Here is a 22,206-nt window from a genome sequence, read left to right on the forward strand (position 1 = left end):
CCTACTCTTCAGTCATGGATTTTATTTTTTCTTCCGCTTCCTTTGCCTTTTCCTTGACGGCCTCGGCCGCATCCTCTGCCTTTTCCTTTAAAGTACCGGCAGCCTCAGCGGTCTTCTCCTTCACTGCATCAGCAGCCTGCGCGGTTCTTTCTTTTACGGTATCCGCCGCATTCTCCGTCTTTTCTTTTATCGTGTCTGCTGCATTTACTGTCTTTTCTTTTATCGTATCTGCTGCATCCTCTGTCTTTTCTTTCGCAGTATCTGCCGCTTTTTCCGTCTTATCTCTCACATTTTCAGCTGTAGTACCTGCTTTTTCTTTTATGGACTCCACAGTGCTCTCTGCCTTTTCCTTCACGGTTTCAGCGGCGGCTTCTGCTTTTTCTTTCACTTTCCCGGCCATATCCACGACTTTTTCCTTCACAGCGTCTGCATAGTCCCCCTCCTTAGCCGGAGCCTGCTCCGGAACTTTTGATCCGCAGTGTGGACAGAACGCCATATCCTTTGCCACTGACTTACCGCATCCTCCGCAGGTAACATCACCTTTCACATCCGAAATCTGCTGCTCATACTTACCGATGCTTTCCTCTCTGTTCTGAATCGCATCACAGATACCGATGGCCTCTGAATCCACTACCTCGCCGTCTTTATAATGGTTATAAACCATCTTCCCAAGTTCAGCATAATCTCTCTCATTGCCACGTTCCAGCGCCCTGATCTGATTGCGCAGCCTCTGGACCTCTACTGCCTCCCCCGCTTTATTTGTCACTGTTTCCGCTGTTTCACCGATTTTTCTGCCCAAGTCCTCAAAAAATGATTTCATATCTGTATATCTCCCTTCGTATTTAAATCCTGTCACATACGGATTCATATTTATATACATTATACCCCATAATATGCCAACTTCAACCGATTTCCTTTTATTTAATATTATTTTAAGCACTGATCCTGATTATAGCATCCCTATAAGATCCCCGCATATTCTGCTATCGGATGTTCATATACATATTAAAAAACAGAATGGATATTTGAAATGGATCCTAATATATGCAGAGAACGCATTTTGTCTGAAGATTACCGTGATTTTGTCATATTCGATGCAATTCCTCAGCCTCTGGCAAACGTCCCGCGGGACCAGTTATGCGAGCAGGAAGCCGATTTTGGGTACCGGTGTATTTATGCCTCCGCTATACAGGCTGATCCGGTCAACCTGGGAAGATATACATATCTATCCATCCCCAAATGCTATTCCCTTTTGAGTATGGAGGCGCTGAATCAGTCCGGTATTCTGGCAATTCAGAATTATCCCACCCTGCAGCTGAAAGGGAACAATGTCATGATCGGATTCATAGATACGGGAATTGATTACGCAAATTCCATTTTCCGCGGCCTGGACGGCTCAACCAGGGTTGCCGGGATCTGGGACCAGACAGTGCAGTCCGGCGCGCCGCCGGAGAACTTTTCCTACGGAACCGAATACACAAGAGAAATGATCAATGAGGCGCTACAGTCCGACGATCCCCAGTCAGTAGTGCCGTCGGTGGATGAGACAGGACACGGCACCTTCATCGCCAGTATTTCAGCAGGCAGTGGAAACCCTGAGGAGCAATTTATTGGAGCCGCACCGGAATGCACAATCGGCGTTGTCAAATTGAAGCAGGCCAAACAATACTTACGGGATTATTATTTTATTCCTTCTACCGTTCCTTGTTACCAGGATACCGATATCCTGCTTGGCCTGCGTTACTTAAGCGAACTGGCTTCAGCCCAAAACATGCCGCTTGTGCTGTGCATTGCACTGGGCACCAGCCTGGGCGGGCATATCAGCCTGACACCGCTTTCTCAGGTTCTGGAGGGATACAGTATTCTTAACAGCCGCATTCCCGTCGTCGGCGGGGGAAATGAGGCCGACCAGAGGCACCATTATTCTTACGAAATACACAATGGGGGGTCTGCTAATTCGGTGGAGATACGGGTTGGAGAAAATGTCCCCGGCTTTGTAATGGAATTATGGGCAGATACTCCCAATGTACTGTCCATCACCCTGACCTCCCCCTCTGGAGAAACAACCACGCCGGTCATCATGGAAACCAACGCCAGCTCCGAGTATAATTTCATATTTGAAAGGACGCAGGTCACTGTCAGTTACCGTCTCGTCGTAGAAAGAAGCACGTCTGAACTGGCTTTTTTCAGCTTCAAGTCGCCTGTTCCCGGCATATGGAAGGTAAACGTTACCCCTGTGCAGACCATAGACGGACGGTTCCATATCTGGCTGCCTGTGAAAGAATTTATAGGAGGCGAGGTCTATTTCTTAAACGCAGATCCGTACTATACGCTGACGAATCCCGGCAACACGATCAGCACAATTGTTGTCTCCTATTATGATGGATCCAACAACAGTATCGCACTGAGTTCCGGCAGAGGATACACAAGATACGAACAGATCAACCCGGATCTCACAGCTCCGGGCATCAACATAAAAGGGGCGCTTCCCGGAGGCCGCTATGCCGTCCGCTCTGGTTCAAGCATATCTTTAGCCATTTCTGCAGGCGCCATCGCACTGCTTGTGGAATGGGTTATTTACCAGCTGGGCAGCCCGCGGATTGATTCTTACCAGATTAAGAGCATTCTGCTTATCGGAGCCGTGCGCCCGCCAAATATGACGTTTCCAAACAGGGAATGGGGATACGGGCAGCTGAACCTGTTTAATACATTTGAAGCGATACGCAGATTCAGAAATCTGCCTTAAAACCGGCAGTCTATCTGCCGATTTACAGTCTCCTTAAAAACAGAAAGGACGCTTAATCAGCGTCCTTCTCCACGTATCTCATCAACATTTTCATAATAGCTTGTAACCATCTCATTTTCAGGAACCGAAGGCTCCTGAGCCGCTGCCGCACCCGGCCTGAATACAATCTTCAGCAGTACGGGAGTAATGATCGTCGTAACCACCACAACGATGATCACCGGTCCGAGAAATGCCGAACCAAGCAGCCCCAGGCCAGCGCCCTTACTCGCCACTATCAGTGCAACCTCACCCCTGGATACCATACCCACACCAATCCGCCTGGCCTGGTAATTCTGATATCCGCACAGCTTTGCGCCCAAACCGCACCCCACTACTTTCGTGAGAATTGCCACAATTGTCAAAACAACTGCAAATCCTACAATCGCAGCCGACATATCCGGCAGTACAACTTTTAGTCCAATGCTGGCAAAAAATACCGGTGACAGCAGCAGGTAGGAAATCGTATCAAACTTACTTTCCAGATATGTAGAACGCCTTACATTCGAAATAATCAGGCCTGCAATAAACGCACCCGTGATATCTGCAACCCCGAATACCACTTCCGCAATATAAGACATCAGCAGGCAGAACACAAATGCTATGATTGTATGTCGGTGCAATTCCTTCCTGGCCTTGTCCACCCAGTTTTTATACAGGCGGTAAAAGAGGAAGCCAACCACACCAGCAAAGACAAAGAAACCAAGAATTTTCAGCATAACCGTACCGATCTTTACGGAAGAGTCTGCCAGGCTTGTCACAATAGTCAGCGCAACAATACCAAGAATATCATCTATAATAGCCGCCCCTAAAATTGCGTTGCCAGAGCGGGTTTTCAGTTTTCCCAACTCCTTCAGCGTCTCGACAGTAATACTTACTGAAGTAGCGGTCAATATTACCCCAATAAAAATGTTCTGCAAAAGAACACTCGTGTTAACATCCGAAGCAATCATCCCCGGCCTGTTAAAAATATAAGCCGCGCCGAATCCCCCCAGAAGCGGAACAATAACCCCGCACAGTGCAATCACCAGAGACGCTTTCCCGCTCGCCCTCAATTCCTTAATGTCTGTCTCCATACCGGCGCAGAACATCAGTACAATGACTCCAATCTCAGCCAAAGCCTGAATAAAAGAAGTCTCCTCAAGAATCCCGATTCCTGCCGGCCCAAGCAAAAGCCCGGCCAGAAGCGCCCCCACCACCTGTGGCATCTGGACCTTCTTGGTCAAAAGCCCGAGAACCTTCGTGAATAACAGAATAATAGCCAAATCTAGTAAAAACCTGTAGCCGCTCATATTTTTCTCCTCACATTTCTCACACTAAATTATCCCGAACAGATAAAAGAATACACCCTTCTCATAAGATTTTCAAGCATTTCCGTTAAATTCGATCAAATTTCACGTCAAAATTGTGCATTCTTTACTTTACATATAAATGTGCCGATGGTTTTGGATGTATGAAATGTCTAGTACATCGAATAATAAGTAGCTTGCTGTTAAGCTGAACGTAGGCGCAGCGGGCAAAGTCTGAGACAACGAAAGCCCCAAATCATCAGATTTGAGGCTGCATGTCGTCGGTTCCATCAGATTTTTCTATTGCATCCTTACAGACAACAGGCCGAACGGCCGGTGCCCATAACCACCTGCAGGCATCCCCGCCGGCGTTGTATACTCCTTCCGGGACAGACAGATGACTCACTAACTCAGCAGCAGTGTCTCCTGTCCCCTGAGCTGTATAATGGGTCCTCCCGTTCCTTCTATGTATTCTCTCGTTATGGTTACCTGTCCGATATTATCATCCTTCGGTATCTCATACATAATATCCAGCATAAACTCTTCTATAATTGCACGCAGGGCCCTTGCACCAGTCTTCTTTTTCATCGCTTTTTCGGCAATCGCTTCCAGTGCCCCTTCGTCGAATTCCAGGTTAACCTCATCCAGTGCCAGCAGCTTTTTGTACTGCTTCAGGATCGCATTCTTTGGTTCCTTCAGTATCTTAACAAGCATCCCCCGATCCAGGCCCTTCAGTGTGAAAATGATAGGCAGTCGCCCGATAAACTCAGGGATCATACCAAATGTCCTCAGATCCTCCATCGTAACCTTGGACAGGATATCCTCATCTTGCTCGTATTTGTCTTTCAGTTCAGCGTTGAATCCCATGGATGTCTTGTGGGACAATCGCTCCTTAATAATATCTTCCAGATCCGGGAACGCCCCTCCGCAGATAAATAAGATATTCTTTGTATTCACGGTCGTAAGCGGAACCATGGCATTCTTGCTGTTTGCCCCCACAGGCACTTCGACCTCACTGCCTTCAAGAAGCTTGAGCAGTCCCTGTTGTACAGACTCGCCGCTCACATCTCTCTGGCTGGAGTTTCTCTTTTTTGCGATCTTATCGATCTCATCGATAAAAATGATCCCCTGCTCCGCCCGCTCCACTTCATTGTCTGCGGCAGCCAGCAGTTTGGATACGACGCTTTCAATATCGTCGCCTATGTAACCTGCCTCTGTCAAAGAGGTGGCATCCGTAATCGCCAGCGGCACATTCAGAAGCTTGGCCAGCGTCTTCACTAGATAGGTCTTACCACTGCCGGTAGGCCCGATCATCAGCATATTGGACTTCTCGATCTCAATCTCGTCCATGCTGTCCGTTGCAACTCTTTTATAATGGTTATAAACAGCCACAGACATTGCTTTCTTCGCATATTCCTGGCCTACCACATACTCGTCCAGCTGCGCTTTGATCTTGTGCGGAGCCGGAATGTCTTTGATATTGATCTTCGGTGCTTCTTTTGGTTTATTCTTTTTCTTTTTCACCTTCTGGTTCTTCGGAATCTTGTCCTCCAGGTCTGACATCTTCATGAACTGTACGCCCGGCACATTCATAAACTTGCTGTAATCAATGGCGCCATTGGTCATTGCGTCAAAGCTCTTCTGCATACAGTCCTGGCATACCGTGATGTGGTTGGGAAGTTCAATCATCTTCCCGGCAACGCTCTCCGGACGATGGCACATCAGGCAGTACTTTTCATACTCATCATCATCCCCGCTGTCCTCTCCCTGGGCAGTCACGGATGTCTCCTTCTTCTCCTCCACAATGGTGCTGTCTTTTCCATCCTCCTTGCGGTCCTCTTCATCTATAATGACAAAATCTTTATCTGACATAGCTCTCCCTTCTTTCACTTACGCATTACTCCCTCGTACAGGGTCTCTGGAGGCTCTGTACCTTCTCACATTCCTTCTAAATGATTATAACGCAGTTCTATGTGATTTACAAATGAACTTTTTCTAAACCAGCCCTTATTATTCGAGCATTTTTAAGAATTCTTCCTCTGATATGATCGGAATTCCCAGCTCCCTTGCTTTTTTGTTTTTGGAGGAGGCAGATTGCACGTCGTTGTTAATCAAATAGTTTGTTTTTGAGGTAACGGATCCGGTTACTTTCCCGCCCCGGGACTCAATCACCTCTTTCACCTCATTCCGGTTGGCAAAATGTTCCACGCTGCCTGTTATTACAAAATTCATATTCTCAAAAACCTGTGCCCCGGCCTGTATTTCTTCCTTTGGAATCTTTACTTCTTTGAGAAGCCTTTCCAAGAGTTCCCTGTGTACAGGATCTGCAAAATAGTCCACGAAAGCCTTTGCTATGACGCCGCCCACTCCTGAAATCTCGCTCAATTCCTCGACCGTAGCCTCTGTCAGCCTTCCGGGATCATAGTCCAGGGCCTTGCAGATCATTTTTGCATTCGCCAGTCCGATATTAGCAATTCCCAGGCTGTATACCAGTCTGGGCAGCGTTGTATTCCTGGAGTTTTCCACACTGTTGATCAGATTGACATAGGATTTTTCACCAAATCCATCCATTGTTTTGATATCTTCTTCGTATCTGTCCAGATGGAAAATGTCTGTATAATCCTTTATGAACCCCCTTGCTATAAACTTTTCCAGCGTTGCCTCTGAGAGTCCTTCCATATTCATGGCATCCCTGCTGACAAAAAGAGCAAAGGATTTGATCTGCTTCGCCTGACAGAGCGGATTTGTGCAGTACAGCGTTTTGGTGTCATTTTCCATAGATATCCTGGTATCATGCCCGCACACGGGACAGGCATCCGGAATGCCCTTTACACCGCTTCGGGTCAGGTTTTCCGCTATCTGCGGGATAATCATGTTGGCTTTATACACCTGGATCCGGTCACCGACGCCCAGTTCCAGGTCTTCCATGATACTGAGATTATGCACGCTGGCACGGCTGACCGTAGTCCCCTCCAGTTCTACGGGCTCAAATATGGCAACCGGATTGATCAATCCTGTCCTGGAAGGGCTCCATTCAATCTCCAGCAGCTTCGTATCACGGATCTCATCCGCCCATTTAAAGGCATAGGAATCTCTTGGGAACTTTGCGGTTGCACCCAGCGACTGCCCATAGGCAATATCATCGTACACAAGCACGAGCCCGTCCGACGGAAAATCATTTTCCGCAATCTGCCGTGCAAACCACTCTACCTGCTCCTCAATCGTCTCCGCTGTAACCAGATGGTGTTCCACCACTTCAAATCCCTGTTTCTCCAGCCAGTCAAACTGTTCAGCCCGGGAGTTATGAAAATCCACTCCTTCCGCGCTCACAAGACTGAATGCAAAAAACCGGACATTGCGCTTCGCCGTAATCTCGTTATTCAGCTGGCGTACAGAGCCGCTGCAGAGATTCCGGGGATTCTTGTACTTTGCATCCACGTCCTCAATCTCTGCATTGATCTTTTCAAAATCCTGATACCCGATCACGGCCTCTCCTCTCAGGATCAGCTCGCCAGCGTAGGGAATGTTTATGGGAAGATTTTTGAATACTTTCGCATTATTAGTGATCACTTCCCCGACTTCCCCATTGCCTCTTGTGACTGCCTTGACCAGCGTTTTATCCCGATAGGTCAGTACGATTGTCAGGCCGTCCAGTTTCCAGGAGATCACCGCCTCCTTCTCTCCGAGAAATGCCTTCAGCTGCTCCACATCTTTCGTCTTATCCAGCGAAAGCATGGGCCGCTCATGCCTCTCCTTCGGAAGCTCGCTGAGCACTTCATACCCTACATTAATGGTAGGACTGGATGCAAGAGTTGTTCCCAATTCCTGTTCCAGTCCCAGAAGTTCATCATACAATTTATCGTATTCGTAATTGCTCATAATCTCCGTGTCTTCCTGCTCATATGCACGGCGCGCACGGTTCAGGAGCTCTACCAGCTCCTGCATTCTTTTCTTCTTGTCTGCCATAAATACTCTCCTGCCTGTTTTTACATTATAATATACTCCCCCCTATCCCGGGCGGCGTTTTCTAGCTGATCACAGTTTCATTGGAGGAATCCCTGATTTGTTCATAGAGACAGTCCAGTTCCCGGTCCGTCAGTTTTCGGTATTCTCCTTCTCTTAGCTTTCCCAATTCTATGTTCATAATTCTGGTTCTCACCAGATCTTTCACTTCATATCCCAGTGCCTCGCACATCCTTCGGATCTGCCTGTTCAGCCCCTGGGTCAGTATAATGGTAAATGTATACTTCCCGATCTTCTGCACCCTGCAGGGTCTTGTGACCGTATCCAGAATCGGCACGCCTGCGGACATCTTTTCCAGGAAGTCCGGCGTAATTGCCTTATCCACTGTCACCTTATATTCCTTTTCATGGCGGTTTCCCGCACGCATCATCTTATTGATGATGTCCCCGTTGTTGGTCATAAGAAGCAGGCCCCTGGAATCCTTATCCAGACGCCCGACATAAGTAACCCTCACGGGATAATTTAAAAACCTTACAATACTGTTCCGCTCTCTGTGCTCCTCCGTGCAGACGATTCCTGCAGGCTTATTCACTGCCAGCACAACCATCTCCCCGCTGCGGGATACCACCTTACGGCCGACGCGCACCTCCTGGCCGGGCAATACCTTCATGCCCATGCCGGCTGTCTTCCCGTCAACCTTTACCCTGCCGCTCTCAATCAGGCGGTCGGCTTCTCTTCTGGAACAGACCCCGGCCTCACTCAAATATTTATTCAGCCTGACCGCTTCCTTCTTTCTCATAAATTCCTGTTTGATCTTATTGCTCACTGCCCAACGCTCCGCTTATGTTATTATCCTGGAAAAATGTATTGCCGCTGTAGAGGAACAGCACATCGGTAATCTGATATGTTTCCATAGCATCCTGGATATTTCCGGTATAATACCTTGGGTCAATCATGACAATCTCCCGGAAATAAGGCGTCAGAAACGGTACAAAACAATTGGCGTAAGAATCCTTAACCACCAGCAGCCTGTCCCGGTTCTCCGCCATGGTTTTGATATCGATCACCGAGGTATTGCCGCCCAGAAAAAAGGCGTACTTATCTCTTGTATCCAGCTGATCCGCTTCGTACAGAGAGGTGGTCTTCTTTTGTTCGTCTACATAATTCACTGTCACGTCATTATCTGTGTCTTTCGGCACATAGATGTCGATCTCTTCCCTGACACTCATACGGCAGCCGCTTTTTGCCGCCAGAATCCCGTTAAAGTCTGTCGTTACCGGATAAGACGCATACACACTTGAGACATCCGCCGAGATGCCAAGCTTCCCCGCCGCCTCCTGGAAGGCGTAAAATGCCCCCAGTGTTGTCCAGTGATGGTCTGTCTTATAGTATATCTTTTCATCCTTATGCTTATTCAGAGCCTTAACCGCATCCACCCACTGTACAGAGTCTCCCAGTTCCTTTTTTACAAGGCCGATGCTGGTACTCTGGTCCGCAACCGTGGCAAGGGAAGGCAGGCTGCTGCTGAGTATGTTTGCAGCATCCGGAACCAGCAGCATCGTAACCGGAATATCGCTGTAGCGCTCTGAAAATGCCTTGATGGCCGCCACATTGCTGTTTAACAAATCTTTATCCGGCACCGCAATATCTTCCAGAAGCTGGTTCTTCTTACCAATAAATACACCATTTTCTTCTTTGCTTCCGCCAAACCGGTTCAGCGTAACCTTCAGCTTCCGCCACATATTCCGTCCGATAAACTGGTCGGACTGATAGTTTTCATACTGTTCCATATAGCTGCCCGATGTCAGTGCGCTTATTGTCAGTTTTGGTTTTTCCGACAGCATGCGGTTCTCCTCGTCAGACTTTTTCTTATCCGGAACGAGCAGATTACCTAATATTAGTATCAGCAGGCAGATGATAAATGCTTTTCCAATAAAGCCATCAACCCACCGCTTCTTTTTCCTTCTGTTATTCTTCATATTCCCACCTAGAATCTAAAATATAAAAATGGATTAAATGACTCCGTCACCAGATATGCTATGGAGATCAAAAACATTCCGATGTACACGATCCCTGCCGCCGTTTTCTTTGCCCTGTTATCATCAAAAACCCCGACAAACCTCCGGATCAGTGAATATCCGGCTGCGGAGGATCCCAGAACTGCAACAGCATACAGGAGCCAATGGGTCAGTATAAAGTAAAGAGCCTGCTTATCTATAAACGCGCTTGCCCCCGCTCCGAACATCGCGCTCAGGTATCGCAGTGCATAGCCGAGGCTCGGACTGAAGAAAAAGACCCACCCAATCATGACAAGCACAATAGAATAAATGTGCCTCACAACGTCGGGCAGACGCTCCAGCGCCTTTCCCCAAACAAACTTTTCCAGCACGAGCAGGAGCCCATAATACAGCCCCCAAAACAAAAGATTCCATGCGGATCCGTGCCAGAGACCGGTCAGCATCCATACCACCAGGAGATTCATAATCTGCCTGGACTGCGTACAGCGGTTCCCGCCCAGAGGAATATAAACATACTCCCGGAACCAGGTGCTCAGAGAAATATGCCACCGCCTCCAGAATTCCGTGATACTGGAGGAAGTATAGGGATAGTCAAAGTTCCTGCGGAATTCAAATCCAAACATTTTCCCCAGTCCTACCGCCATATCAGAGTATCCGCTGAAATCGAAATAGATCTGAAAGGCAAAAGACACACAGCCGACCCAGGCCGTCAACACGGAAAAACTCCCCATCTGCAGGCCCGATATCTGGTCAAAAACCTGTCCCACGGAGTTTGCCAGTATGACTTTCTTTGCAAGGCCGATGATAAAATATTCGGCCCCCTGCCCAAACTTCCGCATAGTTACCGTGCGGTTTTTCAGCTGTTCCTCGATGTCAATATAACGTACGATCGGCCCTGCGATCAGCTGTGGGAACATACTGATGTACATTGCAAAATACAGAATATTCTTCTGCGGCCTGACCTCTTTTCTGTAGACGTCTATAATATAAGACAACGCCTGGAATGTATAAAATGAGATCCCAATTGGCAGCGGAAGTTCCCTGTACGGTATATCCACCGGCAGCACGGCATTCAGGCTGTCCAGCACAAATCCATAATATTTAAAAAATCCCAGCAGCAGCAAATTGCATACAACAGCAAAAATGAGACTCCTGCGGGCCTTCTGCGGATCTTCTTCCTTGTGGTATATGTCAAGTCCGCAGACATAATTCAACAGGATGGAAAGAAGCATCAAGATAATATAAACCGGCTCCCCCCACGCATAAAAAATCAGGCTGGCAATCAGCATGATTATATTCCGGAACTTGTGCGGCACTATAAAATATAACGCCAGTGTCACCGGCAGAAATATAAACAAAAACGTGATACTGCTAAATAACATTTTCCAGCTTCCTCTCCCCGTATTTTACAGACTTTTTGCAAAGGCTTCTTTATACTCCGCCGCTTTGGGTGCTATGGCCAGAAAAAGGAATTTTCCCCTTACAGACACTTCCGACTGTTCCAGCAGCTGGACTTCCTTTGGTGCATAGCCCTCGAAATCATTTTTTCTGTTTGCGATTCTCTTTTCGACAGCTTCCTTTACCCGTTTCATCTGTCCTTCGTTCTTCACCTTTATCAAAAGCACTTCTTCCGCAGACATACTGCTCTCGGAAGTATACAGCATCACTCCGTCATAATCCGCGCTGTTAAGGCCATAATAACGCTTCAGGCCTTGTCCTTCTGCCTTTTTCAGATTCCCGGTATCCAGGACAGACTCCACCGCCTTCTGTATGGTTTCAAAAGACTTGGTACTGCCGCTCGTATAGATCATCAGCAGAACAATATAAACAAGAATCACAGCCATTACCACATACTTGGCGATTTCCGCAACACCAGGACGTTTTGTGCTTCCCGTCCCATTTTTGCTCTCCACATGGTTTAATTCTCTGTTCATCATAGTGAGGCCACCTCCGCCATCCTGTTCAGCCAGAAGGGATAGAAAGACGCTTTAAAATGTACACCGTCCTCCTCATAATAACTGTCTGACACAAGTTCCGTATTATCGATAAAGGCGATCTGCCTCTTATCACACAGGGCATGCAGAGCTTCATTATACTGATCCAGGTTCCTATAAGCCGGTTCGCGTTCAATCTCCTGTTCCTGCACAGGAAAGATCGAGTTCACAAAAATCTTGGCATCCGGAAGTTTCTCCTGAAGTTTCTTAAACAACTCATCGTACTGCTTAACAAACTCATCCGTATCCCCTTTGGTTGCGATGATATCATTCATCCCATAGGCAAGGAAAATAACCTGGGGATTAATCTGCGCCACACTTTCGATCTGCTCATCCAGCTGATCCAGTTCCACGCCAATCTTTGCCACAACACTGGAAGCATTCAGAAGATCATATTCCATAAATGCCTCAGAGATGGAATCCCCCATAATTACAGCGTTCGCAAAAACAGCCTTATAATTTCTGTTCTTAATTTCCTCCTGAACTTCCTGATTCTCTCTGTCCTTCTCCTCCAGCTTTTCCATCTTATTCTCAATATTCTTCACATCCGCTGAGGACGCCTGTTTTATAATCTCCAGGCCCTCGGAAGTATCCACCTTATTCCTGGTCAGGCTGTTGATTCCCTCCGCTGCAAGTATAATGACAATCACCAAACCGACCGCCGCACAGCAGTATATAATCGACTTTCGTCTTTTCATTTTCATCATATGTTTCTAAGACCTTTCGCTTTATCCTGTTTCCGTACTTTTTATAATACTTTTTTTACCCTTAAAAGTCAATCTTTCCACCTGATTCACCTCATTTTTCATTGCTGTTTTGACAGAGCCATTTTTCTGCTACCCGCCGCCCGGATTTTATGTTACAATAACAAACAGGCTTTATTTGATAATCATCGCGGAGGAAAACAATATGATCGCACTGCGCCTAACCAGTATCAAAGACTTTATGTCACACCTTCTGTTATCCGAAACATTCGACAGCTTCCAATTCATAGAAGGAGAAATCGTCACCTTCAACACATTCACAATAGACGGTTTCGTCCAAAAACCCTTTTACCCCGAAAAAGAAAGCATCCCGGAATACTCCCTCTGGAAAACCCTGAGAGAGTACTGCTTCACCCTGATCAAAGGCAGAAAACCCCCCCTCAGTTTCAAATTCATCTTCCGCCTGTCCCCCCAGAACACCGCCCGCCTCATAGCCCAGAACCGCCTGGACTTCACCCCCGACCAAATCCAGGGCCTATACCTCAACATCCGCTATGACGGCACAACCCTCCAATGCATAACAGGCACCTCCCTAAAAACCTTCACCATGGACAAATCCCTCGAAAAATCCTGGGACACCATGATCCAAAAATTCTTCACCCAAAAACAAATCCCCTACGACCTGGAAGCTTAGGCAAAGCCTAAGCTTCCACTACTTCAGCCTTCCCCCTGCGACGCAAGGAGGTACACATCCACAGCCTCCAGCAATAAGAATGCAAACCACCTCTCCATTCGGCCCTTACCTATCTCCTAAAACAAAAGACTTACCTATCTCCTGACTGGTCAAGTCAAAACAGCCCATCCCCGTCCCCCTCTCGTCCCCGAACTGCCTCCCCCTAAGTAATCCTCTGTCAATTTGATGAACCCAGCCATTCCCGTCCGGCATAAGGGATTTTGCGGGACAATTGGATTTAGAGATTAGATATACTTAATGAAAAAAGAGCTGTGACTGGGGACAAAACTGTGATTCCGAATCACAGTTTTGTCTGAACCCGTAGTGTGAAATTCATCAGAATTTCACACTGCGTGTCCAGGTTGCCCCAGTCACGGCTCTTTTTTCATTTAGTAAATCAATCTCCAAATCCAGTCCCGCAAAATCCCTTATGCCGGACGGGAATGGCGCCCCTTCTCCAATCCAGCCCCCTTACTTAGTAAGCAGCATCATAATCTCATTACTGCGTTGTACAAATGCCGTCATCTCAGCCGGACTCAACGGTTTATGAGCCAGCATAGCCAGATCATAAAGCTGTCTGCAGATGATAGGCACGCTCTTACTGCGTTTATGCTCTAAAACAAACTTGACAAGCGGATGGTTTGCATTTAAGATCAAGGTTGCCTGGCTTCCGAACATACCGGCATCCATACCACCCATGCTGTACATCTTCATCATCTCTTCCATACGTCTGGACTGCTCAGAAAGCACTGCCATGGAAGCTACATTATCGTCTTTGAGTTTTTCGACTTTCACATCCAGCTTATCATTGTTCAGCTCTTTTCGGAAGATTTCAATCAGGCTGTCTGTGGTTTTCTTAAACTCTTCCTTTTCTTCCTCTGAAACCTCATCTTTCAGGGAATCATGCACATCCGCATCAATTCTCAGGAATCTCACCTTCGGGTTGCGCTGCTCCAGATAAGTGATAAATGCGGAATCAATGTTGTGTGTCAGCAGAATCGCATCCTGGTCGTGTTCTTTGAACATATTGATATACTGGCTCTGCTGCTGTTCATTTGTTACATAGTAAATGTCGGTCTTGATCTCCTCTACTTCATTCTCGGCCTTGTTCTCTGCTTCATTTTCGTCAGCACTATCTTCTGCCTTTTCCTCCTGATCATTCGGAGTTACGACGGAACCGCCGTTAGCCTCGATTAACTCTTCCAGTGTTAAATATTTATGATCCAGGTTTTTAAATAAAATAGAATCTTTGATTTTCTCACCGAACTTTTCATCCTTCAGGCAGCCAAACTTGATAAATGGACTGATGTCATCCCAGTATTTTTCATAGTTTTCCTTGTCGGTCTTAAACATTCCGTTGAGTTTATCTGCAACTTTCTTGGAAATATAATCCGCCACTTTATTCACAAATCCATCATTCTGCAGGGCGCTTCTGGAAACATTCAGCGGCAGGTCAGGACAGTCAATGACACCTTTTAATATCATCAGGAATTCCGGAATGACTTCTTTGATGTTGTCCGCAATAAATACCTGGTTGTTGTACAGTTTAATGGTTCCCTCGATGGAATCGTATTCTGTATTGATTTTCGGGAAATAAAGAATTCCCTTGAGATTAAACGGATAGTCCATGTTCAAGTGAATCCAGAACAATGGTTCCTTATAATCCATAAATACCTTGCGGTAGAAGTCAATATACTCCTCTTTTGTACATTCACTCGGGTTCTTTGCCCAAAGAGGATGAATATCGCTGATGGATACCGGGCGTTTTACAATCTTGACTTTTTTCTTCGGTTCGCCTTCTTCGCCCTCTTTTGGCTCTTCCGTGATATGCTCTACGACTTCGTCCGTATCAAGCAGTTCTTCCTCATCAATTGTCTCATAAGACGGCGCTTCATTTTCCTTGGAAAGGAAGATCTCTACCGGCATAAAGGAGCAGTATTTTTCCAGAACTTCCCTTGCCTTGTACTCATTCGCAAACTGTAGGCTGTCCTCATTCAAAAACAGGGTTATCTCGGTACCTACATCGGTTTTATTACCGTCCTGCATCTCATATTCTGTGCCGCCCTCGCTTACCCAGTGTACCGGAACCGCACCTTCCTGGTAGGACAGCGAGTCAATATGAACCTCATCCGCCACCATAAAAGAAGAGTAGAATCCCAGACCGAAATGTCCAATCATCTCATCCTCAGTCGTTTTATCTTTATACTTCTCCAGGAACTGGGTAGCACCGGAGAATGCGATCTGTGTAATATACTCCTCTACTTCACCCGCTGTCATACCCAAGCCATTATCAATAAACTTTAATGTCTTCTCCTCCGGGTTAACAATAACCTGAATCTTTGCCTTGTAATCATCCGGCAGTTCATATTCCCCCATCATGTCCAGCTTTTTCAGCTTTGTGATGGCGTCACAGCCATTAGATACAAGCTCGCGCATAAAAATATCGTGGTCAGAATATACCCATTTCTTAATAATCGGAAATATATTCTCGCTGTCAATGGATAAGTTACCTTTTTTTGTTCCCATATATAACACTCCTTTTCATTATAATAGCTGTTTCGTAAGCCTTTATTACCACCTAGAAGATATTCTAATACACTGGATTTCAAAAGTCAATAAAAAGTTAGCACTCTTTATAGATGAGTGCTAATAAGATACTATACGAGGGATTAGTTTTGATGTAAAGCAGGGCGAAATATTTGGCTTTCTCGGTCCGTCCGGGGCTGGAAAAAGTACCGTACAGAAAATATTAACACGAACTCTCCGCGATTATCGTGGGAGTGTCCGTGTTTTTGGTGACGGGATCAGGCACAGAACCAGCGATTATTATGAAAATATCGGTGTGGATTTTGAGTTTCCCAACTTTTATGAAAAGTTTACCGCGCTCGAAAATTTAAAGTATTTTGCTTCGATTTATTCCGTCAGAACAACCGATCCATTGGAACTTTTAGAAAAGGTTGGCCTTCGCCCTGATGCCGGCAAAAAAGTCTCCAGCTATTCAAAGGGTATGAAAATGCGGCTTGGTTTTATACGTTCATTGCTGCATGATCCCAAACTGCTCTTTCTGGACGAGCCCACCAGCGGCCTGGATCCTGCAAATGCAAGGGTGCTGAAGGATATGATATTGGAACAGAAAAAGAAGGGAAAGACCATCATATTAACGACCCATAACATACATGATGCGGAGGAACTCTGCGACCATGTTGCTTTTATTGTTGACGGTACGGTGAAAACGATAGATTCGCCGCACGCTTTGCGTAAAAGCAGATTTGATACAGAGGTTGAATATTGTTTTTCCGATAATAGAAAAGAAAGACAAAGTGTTTGTACTCTTTCCAGTCTGGCCGATGCCCGGGACTTTCAAACCGCAATGAAAAATGGGACACTGACCAGTATTCATTCAAAAGAACCGACGCTTGAGGATATCTTTATTTCATTGACAGGGAGGGGCTTACAATGAGATTTTTTCACGCCTTAAAGAATGATATCCGGTTTGGCTTGTAGTGCTTTTAGTACTAGCATATAAACGGATTCGTAATGCATTACAATCAGAAGGAGGCAAGAATTTATGAAACATACCGTGAAGCTCTTCCAGATTGGCCTGAAACAAATATTAAAAGACGGAATGCTAATTGTCCTGATACCAGCGCCATTTTTAGCAGGCATATTTTTTAAGCTTGCTATTCCTTTTTTCAACACAGTTCTGACATCTGAATTCTCGTTCCCCTTAACAGCCTGGTATGGCCTTGCCGACGGTATGCTGATTTGTCTGGCCCCCTTGTTTACGGCAATGATATCCGCATTTTTATTGCTAGAAGAGAGAGATGAAGGATTAAATGCATTTCATCAGATTACCCCGGCAGAAGGATATTCTTATTTAGCAGCGCGTATTGGTTTACCAATGACAGGGGCATTCATAATCACGATACTCGTTGCTGCAGCTTTCAATCTTTCCTCCCTATCTTTTGGAGTCATTCTCTCAAGCTCTCTGATCAGCAGTTTTACAAGTATATTTTTAGCAATGATGATTGTATCGGTTGCCGGAAACCGTGTTGAGGGACTTGCGCTTTCAAAACTAATGGGGATCAGCTTCCTAGGGCTTATCTTAATATGGTTTATTCCTGCTCCCTATTCTTACTTCATGGCTTTTCTGCCTTCGTTCTGGATTGGAAAAATATTGATGGACGGAGTAAATGTATTTACCTTTGCATTTGGCGTAATATCCTGCTTCTTATGGATTGCTTTTTTCACCCGGAAATTTTTGAAAAGAGTGCAGTAATAAGATGTATGTGCTAAACTATTTTCCTATTTTACGAAAAGTGGTATACTTGATTTTGTAGACACCCAGGAATTACATAAAAAAGGAGTACGATTATGACCGAAACATTTGAAACATTAAAAGTAGACAATGACCGGCAGATTCAGGAAGTTGCTGAACTGGCAGAAATGATCTGGCACGAACATTTTACCCCTATCATCGGAACCAGCCAGGTAGAATATATGATAGACAAGTTCCAGTCTGTTCCCGCACTGAAGACACAGCTGAAAGATGGCTACGAATACTATCAGCTTTTTGACAAGGGGGAATTCTGCGGATATTGCGGCATTCACCCCGAGAATGGCCGGTTATTTTTGAGTAAAATTTATATTAGAAAAGACTGCCGCGGACGCCATCTGGCCACAAAGGCATTCGAATTTCTGAAGAACCTTTGCCGCCAGAGGGGCCTCTCCTCAATCTGGCTGACCTGTAATAAACACAACGATGGCTCTCTGGCCGTATACAGCCATCTCGGGTTTAAAACCATTGATACGCAGGTAGCAGATATCGGCAATGGATTTGTGATGGATGACTATATTATGGAGTATACTCTCTGAGTGGATGGCGGGGAGTCTGGCTTTTGCTTTACCATTTACTGCGGATATTGCAAAATTCCCAACTCCTTGCTAATTCATCCGCTGCCTCACCATGTGGTACTGCTATTCATTTTCAAATCTTGTCTTAAGCATTTTATAAAAATTACTAAGACTTTTATCGCCTTCATTATCAGGGAAGAGACAGTAAGGTAAGCTATCTGTTTCTTTATGCTTAATTACGCAGGCACAACATTTTCCATTATTCGGGCAGGTCTTTTTTGGGCAGGCACATTTTTTGACGTTTGGACACTTCACTTTATATTACCTCCTTTTTGAAGAATTATCCTCTACTCATTTTCAGAATTTTTATTATTTCGTCAACTTTTAGTACCTTTCCATAAGATACCACTTTTCCGTCAATAACGAGGGCAGGTGTAGTCATTACGCCATAAGCTGCAATCTGTGTAAAATCGGTTACATGGTCGATAGCTGTATCCATATAGAGCTGTTCTAATGCCGCTTTTGTAGCGGCTTCAAGCTGATTGCATTTTGCGCAGCCGCTTCCCAATATTTTAACGCTTGCCCCCTCTTTTTTTGCTTGTTCGGCTTTAGCCATACTTTCTTCATTGCAGTTACCTCCACAGCAGGCGGCAGTTCCTTCTCTTTTATTTTTTCTTCCAAATAATGCCATTATGATAATCTCCTTTTAATGTAATTTTTTTATTTGCTAACAACATATTTTCTAAAACACCCTATATGAGAAAAGAATGGAATATATGAAACAGATAACCAACAATGATAATGCCGCCTGTACAAATACCTATAAACAAGGCAAGCAATCTGGGCTTTACTGCTTTTCGGAGCATAATCATTGAGGGAAGGGATAAAGTAGTAACCGCCATCATAAAAGATAAAATTGCACCAAGTTGGGCCCCTTTGGCAAATAGTGCTTCGGCAACAGGAATTGTTCCGAAAATATCCGCGTACATAGGCACACCTACAAGAGTAGCTAAGATTACAGAGAACGGGTTATTGCTTCCGAGCGCAGTTTCAATCCATGTTTGTGGTATCCAATTATGAATGAAAGCACCTATCCCGACACCTATCAGAATATAAGGAAATACTTTTTTGAAAGTAGCTGCTACTTGTTCCCACGCATATTTGAACCTATCACGTTTTGTCAAATCCGGGGCTTCAATATCTACACTTCCTGCTGTTTTGATATACTGTTCGACGTATTTTTCCATATGTAGTTTTTCAATAATTGTGCCGCCCACAACCGCGATAACCAAACCAACAAGAACATAGACAATCGCAATTTTCAAACCAAATATACTCATTAGCAGAACAAGAGAGCCGAGATCAACCATTGGAGACGATATAAGAAATGAAAATGTTACACCCAAAGGCAGCCCTGCACTAGTAAAGCCGATAAACAGAGGGATAGAGGAACATGAACAAAATGGGGTGACTGTTCCAAGCAGTGCCGCAGCGATATTTGCGCCCACACCATGAAAACGCCCTAAAATCCTCTTGCTTCTTTCGGGTGGAAAATAGCTTTGGATATAGGAAATCAGATAGATTAAAACACAAAGCAGAACTGTGATTTTAATTGTATCGTAAAGGAAAAACTGAATACTGGCACCTATTCTGCTTTCAATGTTAAGCCCTACGGCAGATAAGCCGCCGCCTATTAATTCATTAAGCCACCTCATGCCCAAAATCTGATTTTGAAAAAAGTCCCAAATCATTCGAGTAACTTCCAATAAAATCTCCCCTTTCCATTTATATATTGCAATTTATCGATGTGTTATTTGATATATAAGCCGCCATCTGTTCTGGCGGCTCATTAGTCTGTGCAGCTAGACTTTTTTGTATTGCCCGTTACTGTTGTAATCTGATTCAGAAGTTCCCGTGCCCGGATGACGCCCTCTGGATTGAAAGAATAGTACGTCCATTTCCCTTCTTTACGTCCAACAACAATTTCCGCATCGCATAATATTTTCATATGATGTGATAAAGTCGGCTGGCCAATATTAAGTTCTTCCAGCAACTTACACGCACACTTCTCACCACTTTGCAGCAAACCTAAAATTATCAGTCTATTTGCATCGCAAAAGGCTTTGAATATCCTTGCGTTTTTTTCATTCTCGTTCACTCATCAACACTCCTTTTTACTGTTCAATTTATACTATACAAAACACATCGATTAATGTCAATATGTGTTTTAAATTTTCCAACACTACCCATTCATTTGGCATATCTATCCTAAAAAACCGCAAAGCCATCTCCCATCCGTCTCCCCCGTCAGTTGCCCCACCGACCTTATACTTCCGATCGGATGAACGCAACCTGCCCGGGATATCGTGTACGGCACCTGCAGACATTCCCGCCGCTGCCGTACACGATATCCCGGGCAGGCGCCCCCCCATCTAATCTAAACTCCCCCTCAACAACTCATGAATCAACCCCGGATCAGCCTTCCCCTTCATAGCTTTCATTGTCTGCCCGACCAGAAACCCAATTGCTTTTTCTTTCCCGTTCTTATAATCTTCCGCAGATTTCGGATTTGCTTCTATTACTTTATCTATCACTGCTTTTAATGCGCCCTCATCATTAACTGTTTTTAAACCATTTTCCTCCACATAGACCTCAGGATCGATGTTTTCCTCAAATATTTTCCCAAAAACTTCTTTTGCCACAGAACTGTTGATTGTCCCGGCTTCTGTCAGATTTACCAGCTTTGCAAGGTTTTCGGGGGAGAATCTGATATCCTCTGGCTCCATATTATTTTCTTTGAGCAGGCGGAGCGTCTCCACCATCAGCCAGTTGGAAACCTTTTTAGGCTTTCCACAGACTGCAGCTGCTGCTTCAAAGATATCCGCCATTTTCTTGGACTCTGTGATAATTTCCGCATCATACTGCGGAATATCGAATTCTTTTTGATAGCGTTCCAGCTTTTCTGTGCGAAGCTCTGGCTGCTTCGCTTTAATCCCGGCAATCCACTCATCGCTGATGACGATCGGTACCAGATCCGGCTCCGGAAAATACCTGTAATCCTGTGCATCTTCTTTGGAGCGCATTGCATAAGAATGTTCTTTGTTATCATCCCAGCGCCGGGTCTCCTGAACCACCTGTTTTCCTGCCTCCAGGAGCTCGATCTGGCGTGCCCGTTCTCCCTCTATTGCTCTTGCAATGGCCTTGAAGGAGTTCAGGTTTTTCATCTCGGTTCTGGTTCCCAGCTTATCCGAGCCCGCTTCCCTCACAGACAGGTTCACATCCGCCCTCATAGAGCCTTCCTGCAGCTTACAGTCGGAAGCACCCAGGTACTGAATGATCATACGCAGCTTTTCCAGGTAACTGATCACCTCGTCTGCTGAACGCATATCCGGCTCAGATACAATTTCCACCAGAGGGACGCCGCTTCTGTTATAGTCTACCAGTGAGGTGTCGTCCCATGCATCGTGAATCAGTTTACCGGCATCCTCCTCCATATGCATCTCGTGAATACGGACCTTCTTTTTTCCGCCGCCGCTTTCAATCTCGATACAGCCGTTTCTTGCGATTGGAAGATAAAGCTGGGAGATCTGGTAGTTCTGCGGATTATCGGGATAGAAATAATTTTTACGGTCAAACTTACACAGCCTTGTTATTTCACAATTTAAAGCCAGTCCGATTGCCATGGCATACTCCACGACCTGCTTATTTAACACGGGGAGGGAGCCTGGCATGCCGGTACAGACGGGACAGGTGTGCGTATTGGGGGCGCCTCCAAATTCTGTGCTGCAGCCGCAGAAGATTTTTGTCTTTGTCGCCAGCTCTACGTGGACTTCAAGTCCGATTACGGTCTCATACTGCTTTGCCATCCT

The 22,206-nt window shown here is 45.6% G+C and carries 20 protein-coding genes; 5 read left to right on the forward strand and 15 right to left on the reverse strand.

Annotation, left to right across the window (positions count from 1 at the left end):
• Position 1: 1 nt before the first annotated feature.
• A complete protein-coding gene (locus ARB69_RS02565; protein WP_055150904.1) occupies positions 2–820 on the reverse strand; it encodes a zinc ribbon domain-containing protein in 819 nt (272 codons plus the stop codon).
• Positions 821–1,030: 210 nt separating this feature from the next.
• Between ARB69_RS02565 and ARB69_RS02570 the strand changes: the two genes are divergently transcribed.
• Positions 1,031–2,746, forward strand: coding sequence for a S8 family peptidase (locus ARB69_RS02570; RefSeq protein ID WP_055150741.1), 1,716 nt, complete (start codon positions 1,031–1,033; stop codon positions 2,744–2,746).
• Positions 2,747–2,802: 56 nt separating this feature from the next.
• Here the strand turns inward: ARB69_RS02570 and ARB69_RS02575 are convergent, their stop codons facing one another.
• The 8 genes from ARB69_RS02575 to ARB69_RS02610 form a co-directional block, all read right to left on the reverse strand.
• Positions 2,803–4,074 (reverse strand): cation:proton antiporter, encoded by a 1,272-nt coding sequence (locus ARB69_RS02575; protein ID WP_055150744.1) that lies wholly within the window; start codon positions 4,072–4,074, stop codon positions 2,803–2,805.
• Positions 4,075–4,476: 402 nt separating this feature from the next.
• Positions 4,477–5,943, reverse strand: coding sequence for an ATP-dependent Clp protease ATP-binding subunit ClpX (gene clpX, locus ARB69_RS02580; RefSeq protein ID WP_055150747.1), 1,467 nt, complete (start codon positions 5,941–5,943; stop codon positions 4,477–4,479).
• A gap of 138 nt (positions 5,944–6,081) precedes the next feature.
• Positions 6,082–8,037 (reverse strand): NAD-dependent DNA ligase LigA, encoded by a 1,956-nt coding sequence (gene ligA / locus ARB69_RS02585; protein WP_055150750.1) that lies wholly within the window; start codon positions 8,035–8,037, stop codon positions 6,082–6,084.
• A gap of 61 nt (positions 8,038–8,098) precedes the next feature.
• Entirely contained in the window at positions 8,099–8,860 is a 762-nt protein-coding gene (rluF, locus tag ARB69_RS02590; protein WP_055150753.1) for a 23S rRNA pseudouridine(2604) synthase RluF, read from the reverse strand.
• Positions 8,850–10,013 carry a DHHW family protein gene (locus ARB69_RS02595; RefSeq protein WP_055150756.1) on the reverse strand — a complete coding sequence of 388 codons (1,164 nt, stop codon included), beginning with the start codon at positions 10,011–10,013 and terminating at the stop codon, positions 8,850–8,852. The genes rluF and ARB69_RS02595 overlap by 11 nt, the downstream gene beginning before the upstream one ends.
• A gap of 8 nt (positions 10,014–10,021) precedes the next feature.
• Positions 10,022–11,434: an MBOAT family O-acyltransferase gene (locus ARB69_RS02600; protein WP_055150759.1), complete on the reverse strand. Its 1,413-nt coding sequence runs from the start codon at positions 11,432–11,434 to the stop codon at positions 10,022–10,024.
• A gap of 24 nt (positions 11,435–11,458) precedes the next feature.
• Positions 11,459–11,989 carry a DUF4358 domain-containing protein gene (locus tag ARB69_RS02605; protein ID WP_242857510.1) on the reverse strand — a complete coding sequence of 177 codons (531 nt, stop codon included), beginning with the start codon at positions 11,987–11,989 and terminating at the stop codon, positions 11,459–11,461.
• Positions 11,986–12,753 carry a GDSL-type esterase/lipase family protein gene (locus tag ARB69_RS02610; RefSeq protein WP_055150762.1) on the reverse strand — a complete coding sequence of 256 codons (768 nt, stop codon included), beginning with the start codon at positions 12,751–12,753 and terminating at the stop codon, positions 11,986–11,988. The genes ARB69_RS02605 and ARB69_RS02610 overlap by 4 nt, the downstream gene beginning before the upstream one ends.
• A gap of 202 nt (positions 12,754–12,955) precedes the next feature.
• On the opposite strand from ARB69_RS02610, the gene ARB69_RS02615 reads away from it, so the two are divergent.
• The gene (locus ARB69_RS02615; protein WP_055150765.1) at positions 12,956–13,444 is read left to right on the forward strand and encodes a DUF5721 family protein; all 489 of its coding nucleotides are present in this window, start codon (positions 12,956–12,958) and stop codon (positions 13,442–13,444) included.
• Between the two features lie 510 nt (positions 13,445–13,954).
• Here ARB69_RS02615 and htpG read toward each other — a convergent pair.
• Positions 13,955–16,009 carry a molecular chaperone HtpG gene (gene htpG, locus ARB69_RS02620; protein ID WP_055150768.1) on the reverse strand — a complete coding sequence of 685 codons (2,055 nt, stop codon included), beginning with the start codon at positions 16,007–16,009 and terminating at the stop codon, positions 13,955–13,957.
• A gap of 133 nt (positions 16,010–16,142) precedes the next feature.
• Here htpG and ARB69_RS02625 point away from each other — a divergent pair, with 133 nt between their 5' ends.
• The 3 genes from ARB69_RS02625 (at position 16,143) to ARB69_RS02635 (ending at position 18,358) form a co-directional block, all read left to right on the forward strand.
• On the forward strand, positions 16,143–16,943 hold the full coding sequence (locus tag ARB69_RS02625) for an ABC transporter ATP-binding protein (protein WP_055150771.1): 801 nt from the start codon (positions 16,143–16,145) through the stop codon (positions 16,941–16,943).
• 120 nt (positions 16,944–17,063) lie between these two features.
• Positions 17,064–17,762 (forward strand): hypothetical protein, encoded by a 699-nt coding sequence (locus ARB69_RS02630; RefSeq protein ID WP_242857511.1) that lies wholly within the window; start codon positions 17,064–17,066, stop codon positions 17,760–17,762.
• A 95-nt stretch (positions 17,763–17,857) separates the two neighbouring features.
• A complete protein-coding gene (locus ARB69_RS02635; RefSeq protein WP_055150777.1) occupies positions 17,858–18,358 on the forward strand; it encodes a GNAT family N-acetyltransferase in 501 nt (166 codons plus the stop codon).
• Positions 18,359–18,460: 102 nt separating this feature from the next.
• Here the strand turns inward: ARB69_RS02635 and ARB69_RS02640 are convergent, their stop codons facing one another.
• The 5 genes from ARB69_RS02640 to gatB form a co-directional block, all read right to left on the reverse strand.
• On the reverse strand, positions 18,461–18,652 hold the full coding sequence (locus tag ARB69_RS02640; RefSeq protein ID WP_025655029.1) for a hypothetical protein: 192 nt from the start codon (positions 18,650–18,652) through the stop codon (positions 18,461–18,463).
• 25 nt (positions 18,653–18,677) lie between these two features.
• Positions 18,678–19,028 (reverse strand): thioredoxin family protein, encoded by a 351-nt coding sequence (locus tag ARB69_RS02645; RefSeq protein ID WP_055150780.1) that lies wholly within the window; start codon positions 19,026–19,028, stop codon positions 18,678–18,680.
• Between the two features lie 61 nt (positions 19,029–19,089).
• The gene (locus ARB69_RS02650) at positions 19,090–20,088 is read right to left on the reverse strand and encodes a permease (RefSeq protein ID WP_055150783.1); all 999 of its coding nucleotides are present in this window, start codon (positions 20,086–20,088) and stop codon (positions 19,090–19,092) included.
• 98 nt (positions 20,089–20,186) lie between these two features.
• Positions 20,187–20,495 carry an ArsR/SmtB family transcription factor gene (locus ARB69_RS02655; protein WP_055150788.1) on the reverse strand — a complete coding sequence of 103 codons (309 nt, stop codon included), beginning with the start codon at positions 20,493–20,495 and terminating at the stop codon, positions 20,187–20,189.
• 274 nt (positions 20,496–20,769) lie between these two features.
• Positions 20,770–22,203: an Asp-tRNA(Asn)/Glu-tRNA(Gln) amidotransferase subunit GatB gene (gatB, locus tag ARB69_RS02665; RefSeq protein ID WP_055150794.1), complete on the reverse strand. Its 1,434-nt coding sequence runs from the start codon at positions 22,201–22,203 to the stop codon at positions 20,770–20,772.
• Positions 22,204–22,206 lie beyond the last annotated feature (3 nt).

Source organism: Faecalicatena contorta (assembly GCF_001404335.1).
Classification (GTDB): Bacteria; Bacillota; Clostridia; order Lachnospirales; family Lachnospiraceae; genus Faecalicatena; species Faecalicatena contortus_B.

Excerpts from the sequence above, each read along its gene's own strand:
- ARB69_RS02565 (WP_055150904.1), bottom strand. The coding sequence starts at position 820 with ATGAAATCATTTTTTGAGGACTTGGGCAGAAAAATCGGTGAAACAGCG.
- ARB69_RS02570 (WP_055150741.1), top strand. The coding sequence starts at position 1,031 with ATGGATCCTAATATATGCAGAGAACGCATTTTGTCTGAAGATTACCGT.
- ARB69_RS02575 (WP_055150744.1), bottom strand. The coding sequence starts at position 4,074 with ATGAGCGGCTACAGGTTTTTACTAGATTTGGCTATTATTCTGTTATTC.
- clpX (WP_055150747.1), bottom strand. The coding sequence starts at position 5,943 with ATGTCAGATAAAGATTTTGTCATTATAGATGAAGAGGACCGCAAGGAG.
- ligA (WP_055150750.1), bottom strand. The coding sequence starts at position 8,037 with ATGGCAGACAAGAAGAAAAGAATGCAGGAGCTGGTAGAGCTCCTGAAC.
- ARB69_RS02595 (WP_055150756.1), bottom strand. The coding sequence starts at position 10,013 with ATGAAGAATAACAGAAGGAAAAAGAAGCGGTGGGTTGATGGCTTTATT.
- ARB69_RS02600 (WP_055150759.1), bottom strand. The coding sequence starts at position 11,434 with ATGTTATTTAGCAGTATCACGTTTTTGTTTATATTTCTGCCGGTGACA.
- ARB69_RS02605 (WP_242857510.1), bottom strand. The coding sequence starts at position 11,989 with ATGATGAACAGAGAATTAAACCATGTGGAGAGCAAAAATGGGACGGGA.
- ARB69_RS02610 (WP_055150762.1), bottom strand. The coding sequence starts at position 12,753 with ATGATGAAAATGAAAAGACGAAAGTCGATTATATACTGCTGTGCGGCG.
- ARB69_RS02615 (WP_055150765.1), top strand. The coding sequence starts at position 12,956 with ATGATCGCACTGCGCCTAACCAGTATCAAAGACTTTATGTCACACCTT.
- htpG (WP_055150768.1), bottom strand. The coding sequence starts at position 16,009 with ATGGGAACAAAAAAAGGTAACTTATCCATTGACAGCGAGAATATATTT.
- ARB69_RS02635 (WP_055150777.1), top strand. The coding sequence starts at position 17,858 with ATGACCGAAACATTTGAAACATTAAAAGTAGACAATGACCGGCAGATT.
- ARB69_RS02645 (WP_055150780.1), bottom strand. The coding sequence starts at position 19,028 with ATGGCATTATTTGGAAGAAAAAATAAAAGAGAAGGAACTGCCGCCTGC.
- ARB69_RS02650 (WP_055150783.1), bottom strand. The coding sequence starts at position 20,088 with ATGATTTGGGACTTTTTTCAAAATCAGATTTTGGGCATGAGGTGGCTT.
- gatB (WP_055150794.1), bottom strand. The coding sequence starts at position 22,203 with ATGGCAAAGCAGTATGAGACCGTAATCGGACTTGAAGTCCACGTAGAG.